This is a genomic window from Thalassobacter sp. (assembly GCF_982993085.1).
The window spans coordinates 1-4,930 of the sequence record NZ_CEZFMW010000167.1; the positions used below are offsets into that span (position 1 = coordinate 1).

The 4,930-nt window shown below is 57.8% G+C and carries 3 protein-coding genes and 1 pseudogene; 3 read left to right on the plus strand and 1 reads right to left on the minus strand.

The window, feature by feature from the left end:
- Positions 1–14 precede the first annotated feature (14 nt).
- The 3 genes from AC4GMC_RS17075 to AC4GMC_RS17085 all read left to right on the plus strand — a co-directional run bounded on the left by AC4GMC_RS17075 (position 15) and on the right by AC4GMC_RS17085 (position 4,738).
- The gene (locus AC4GMC_RS17075; RefSeq protein ID WP_487877128.1) at positions 15–2,531 is read left to right on the plus strand and encodes a penicillin-binding protein 1A; all 2,517 of its coding nucleotides are present in this window, start codon (positions 15–17) and stop codon (positions 2,529–2,531) included.
- Positions 2,532–2,604: 73 nt separating this feature from the next.
- The gene (gene prfB, locus AC4GMC_RS17080) at positions 2,605–3,729 is read left to right on the plus strand and encodes a peptide chain release factor 2 (RefSeq protein ID WP_487877129.1); all 1,125 of its coding nucleotides are present in this window, start codon (positions 2,605–2,607) and stop codon (positions 3,727–3,729) included.
- 196 nt (positions 3,730–3,925) lie between these two features.
- Positions 3,926–4,738 (plus strand): DUF2189 domain-containing protein, encoded by an 813-nt coding sequence (locus AC4GMC_RS17085; RefSeq protein WP_487877130.1) that lies wholly within the window; start codon positions 3,926–3,928, stop codon positions 4,736–4,738.
- A 58-nt stretch (positions 4,739–4,796) separates the two neighbouring features.
- Here the strand turns inward: AC4GMC_RS17085 and AC4GMC_RS17090 are convergent.
- A pseudogene (locus tag AC4GMC_RS17090) lies at positions 4,797–4,930 on the minus strand (polymer-forming cytoskeletal protein); the annotation flags it as partial.

The following is a 4,930-nucleotide window of genomic DNA, read 5'->3' on the forward strand; positions in this document are numbered from 1 at the left end:
TATCGGGACTTATCATGTTCATTCTGTCCACTTTGGGCGGAATTTTCAGCTTTATTACGCTGGGCATTGTCGGTGCGGCCGTCAGCGTGGGCGCGGTTTTGTGGATTTATTCCCATGATCTGCCCAATGAAGAACAACTGGCGACTTACGCGCCCCCGACGATCAGCCGGATTTATTCCGGTGAGGGCGTCTTGATGGACGAATTCGCCCGCGAGCGGCGTCTTTTTGCCAGTGCGGATGAAATCCCCGACCTTGTGAAACAGGCCTTCATCTCGGCTGAGGACAAGAATTTTTACAATCATGCGGGCTATGACCCACGGGCTATAACGGCGGCATTGGTCGAGGCGGTGCGCACGCGTGGGCGTGATGTGCGTGGGGCATCCACGATCACGCAGCAGGTGATGAAAAACTTCCTGCTGTCGTCTGATCGCAATGTCGAGCGCAAGATAAAAGAGATCATTCTTGCTGCGCGGATCGAAAAGACGCTGAACAAAGAGCAAATCCTTGAACTGTACCTCAATGAGATCTTTTTGGGCCAAAACTCATATGGTGTGGCGGCTGCGGCGCAAACCTACTTCAACAAATCGCTTGAGGAACTGGCCGTAGAAGAGGCCGCCTATCTGGCCGTGCTGCCAAAGGCGCCATCGCGGTATCACCCCGTTCGTCAGAATGAGCGCGCGGTGATCCGCCGGGATTTTGTCCTGCGTGAGATGTATGAGAACGGCTACATTACGCGCGGTGAGTACGAAGTTGCCCTGGCCTCTCCCCTGCGGACCGTGCAGTCCGGCGACTTTGTGCCGTTTACGGCCCAAATGCCCCCGCGGGATTATTTCACGGACGAAATTCGCCGTCAGTTGAGCCGGGATTTCGGTGAAGAAGAGTTTTTCACTAGCGGTTTGACCGTGCGGGCGACCATCGACCGAGAGCTTCAGGGCGTTGCGGCCCGTGCATTGCAACGTGCGCTTGAAACATATGACCGAAGCCAAGGGATCTGGCGTGGCACGAACGTCACGCTTCCCGCTGAGGTGTTGCGGTCCGAGGCGACTTGGCGCGAAGCCTTGTCTGAAGCTGACGTGCCCCGTGACGTCAATTTGGATGGGCCTTGGCAGGTCGCCGTTGTGCTGGACCGAGGGGATCAGGCCATGCGCATCGGGGTTGAAAACGGCCCCGCCCGTGCCGAGGTCCCGCGCAGTGACATCGCGTGGATCGAGGGTAATTTTTACGACAATTTTGAACTGGGCGATGTGGTCCATGTGCGCCCCGAGGGAGAGGGTTGGACCCTGCGCCAAATCCCCGAAGTGCAGGGCGGCTTTATGGCGATGGACGTCAATACGGGTCGGGTTTTGGCGATGCAGGGGGGCTTTAGCTACCAGCAGTCGGTTTTCAACCGTGCCACGCAGGCAACCCGACAGCCGGGGTCCAGCTTTAAACCGTTTGTCTACGCGGCGGCACTGGATTCGGGCTATGCGCCCTCGACCATCGTGATCGACGCCCCGATTGAGATTGACCAAGGCAACGGCGAAATCTGGCGCCCGAAAAACGCATCTAATAAATTTTATGGCCCGTCGCCGCTACGCACCGGGATTGAGCGCTCTCGGAACTTGATGACAGTGCGGTTGGCGCAAGACGTGGGTATGGACACGGTCGCACGCTATGCGGAGCGCTTTGGTGTGTACGACAGCATGGAGCCGCTTTTGGCCAATTCGCTTGGTTCCCAAGAAAGCACGCTGTACCGCATGGTTGCGTCTTACGCGATGTTCGCCAATGGGGGTGAGCGGGTTGAGCCGACTTTGGTGGACCGTATTCAGGACCGCTATGGCCGCACGGTGTACCGCCATGATCAGCGCATCTGTGAAACCTGCGCGGATGCGGTGATTGAGGCGGGGCGTGGGCCTCGGATCATCTCGAACCGCTCACAGGTGATGGATGCGATCACGGCCTATCAGCTGACCTCAATGATGACCGGCGTGGTTGAGCGGGGGACCGCGGCGCGCACCGTAAACCTGCCCGTGCCGATTGCGGGCAAGACCGGTACGACAAACGACGCAAAGGATGTGTGGTTTGTTGGGTTCTCTAGTTCCATCGCGGCGGGGTGTTATATCGGGCATGACCAACCCCGGTCATTGGGGCGTGGCGCGTCGGGGGGCGGCATGTGTGGCCCGGTGTTTAATGAATTCATGGCCGAGGCGATCAAAACCTACGGTGCGGGTCCGTTCGAAGTGCCGCCCGGTGGGTATTTTGTGAAAATCGACCGCTTCTCAGGGGCGCGATTGCCGGATGATGCGATGGGTGATTTCGTCGTGTCAGAGTATTTCCGCGAGGGCGAAGAGCCATTGTTTGGAATGCTGGCCGTTGTGGATGGTGGCTTTGGCATGGCGTCTGACCTGCCGCTGTTTGCGCGCGGCGAGGGTGAGGTCGAAGGCCAACTGCCCGTGCCCGAGGATCAGCGCGTTCAGACCTCCACCGGAGAGGCTGTTGTGGTTCCTGGGCGCGCAACCTTTGGCACGCTTAGCTCGGGCGGGTTGTACTAACCTGCGGGCCATCCGCTCCCTTGCGGGGGGCAGGGGCGCAGGTTAGAACGTGGCTTCCAACCCGAGGGATACCATGCGCGCAGAGACCACCAACCAGATCGAGGCGATCCGCAAATCCATTGCACTGCTCAAGCGGCGCATGGACTGGGACACGGCAGGCCACCGCATGGAAGAATTCGATGCGATGACCGAAAACCCGGATTTGTGGAACGACCCGGATCGCGCGCAAAAGCTGATGCGCGATCGGCAGGCGTTGTCCGACAGCATTGCGGGTGTTGAGGGGCTGGAACAGGACCTGAACGACAGTATCGAATTGATCGAAATGGGCGAGATGGAAGACGATGCCGAGATCGTATCGGAGGCTGAGGCTACGATTGCGAACCTTGTAGATGTATCCGCCGCCAAAGAACTGGAGGCGCTGCTGAACGGCGAGGCGGACGGCAACGATACCTTCCTTGAGATCAATTCAGGCGCAGGGGGCACTGAGTCCTGCGATTGGGCATCAATGCTTGCGCGGATGTATGTCCGCTGGGCCGAGAAAAAGGGCTATGAGGTTGAACTGCAATCCATGACCCAAGGCGAAGAAGCCGGGATTAAGTCCGCAGCCTACAAGATTTCGGGGCGCAATGCCTATGGGTGGCTCAAGTCCGAGAGCGGCGTTCATCGTCTGGTGCGGATTTCGCCCTACGACAGCTCGGCGCGGCGGCACACCTCGTTTTGTTCAGTTTGGGTGTATCCGGTGGTGGATGACAACATCGAGATTGATGTGAACCCTTCAGATATCCGGATTGATACCTATCGGTCCTCGGGCGCTGGTGGTCAGCACGTGAACACGACCGACTCGGCCGTGCGCATCACCCACCATCCCACGGGCATTGTTGTGACCAGTTCTGAGAAATCTCAGCACCAAAACCGTGATATTGCGATGAAGGCCCTGAAGTCGCGGCTTTATCAGATGGAGCTGGATCGGCGGAATGCATCTATCAACGAGGCGCATGCCGCAAAGGGCGATGCCGGTTGGGGCAACCAGATCCGGTCTTATGTGTTGCAGCCCTATCAGATGGTGAAGGACCTGCGTACAGGGTTTGAAACATCGGACACGGGCGGTGTATTGGATGGTGATCTGGATGGGCTAATGGCAGCAACGCTGGCCATGGATGTATCCGGTAAAACCCGTGCGGAAGCGCAAGCCGAATAAAAGTTATGTCATTTCTTGGAAATGTGTTGCGCCGCGCTTTGCGCGTCGCCTTGTGGCGCGTGGCCGCTACGCGGCCCCGCGCCATTTGAATATTTTTTGAACAAAGGAGCCGGGGACCGGTGTTTTGGTGTCGTGTGAATTTCGTTTTGGTGGGGCGAGGAAAACAGGGTAAAGTGACGTCATAGGGAGAGGACCGATGACTACTACATCCGCCGGGATAGACCGTGACCCGCCTGCGGCATCCGCAGTGCCATCCATCAATACGCTGACATCTCAGGATCTGCGCGCGAGCTTTGCAGCCGGGTGGCAGGACCTGAAAGCGGCACCGAAGTATGGGCTCGCTTTTGCGTCTGTATATGTTGCGGGGGGATGGGCGCTTTATCTGTTTTTGGCTGTGACCGGACAGATCTGGTGGGCCTTGCCGATCACGCTTGGTTTTCCGCTGTTGGGGCCTTTTGCGGCTGTAGGGCTGTATGAGGTATCGCGACGACTTGAGCAGGGCGAGACGCTGACGTGGGGCGGGGTGATGGGCGTGATCCTAGATCAGCGCCACCGACAGTTGCCCACTATGGCTTGGGTGGTTTTGGTGTTCTTTCTTTTCTGGAACTTTCTGGCGCATATGTTGTTTGCGCTGTTTATGGGGCTTGAGGCGATGGTGAACGTGTCATCGTCGCTTGGTTATTTGATGACGATCAATGGGGTTAGCATGTTGGCCGTTGGCAGTCTTGTGGGCGGGATTTTGTCGTTTGTCTTGTTCTCGATCACGGTGCTGAGCTTGCCGTTGTTGCTCCACAAAGAGTTAGATTTTGTGACAGGCATGATCGTCAGCTTTCAGGCCGTGCAGGCGAATTTGGGGCTGATGCTGGGATGGGGGATGACCGTCGCCACGTTGCTCTTTGTGGGGATGCTGCCCGGGTTTTTGGGCTTGTTTTTGGTGTTGCCGCTGTTGGGGCATGCGTCGTGGCATTTGTACCGACGTGCGCTATCGCATCCTGTGCCGGGCGTTTGAAACGCAAAACGCCGCCCCGAATGGAGCGGCGTAAGATGTGTTGTTTGCGGTTTTAGGCTTAGGCGCTGGCAGGTTTCGATGCCGGCGCTGGTGTCTTGGAAGCACCACCCAAGGGATCGTCCTGACGCTGCACGGAGCCTTCGAAATGGGCGCCGCTTTCGATTGCGATGGTCTTGTGGATGATGTCACCCT

Excerpts from the sequence above, each read along its gene's own strand:
- prfB (WP_487877129.1), top strand. The coding sequence starts at position 2,605 with ATGCGCGCAGAGACCACCAACCAGATCGAGGCGATCCGCAAATCCATT.
- AC4GMC_RS17085 (WP_487877130.1), top strand. The coding sequence starts at position 3,926 with ATGACTACTACATCCGCCGGGATAGACCGTGACCCGCCTGCGGCATCC.
- AC4GMC_RS17075 (WP_487877128.1), top strand. The coding sequence starts at position 15 with ATGTTCATTCTGTCCACTTTGGGCGGAATTTTCAGCTTTATTACGCTG.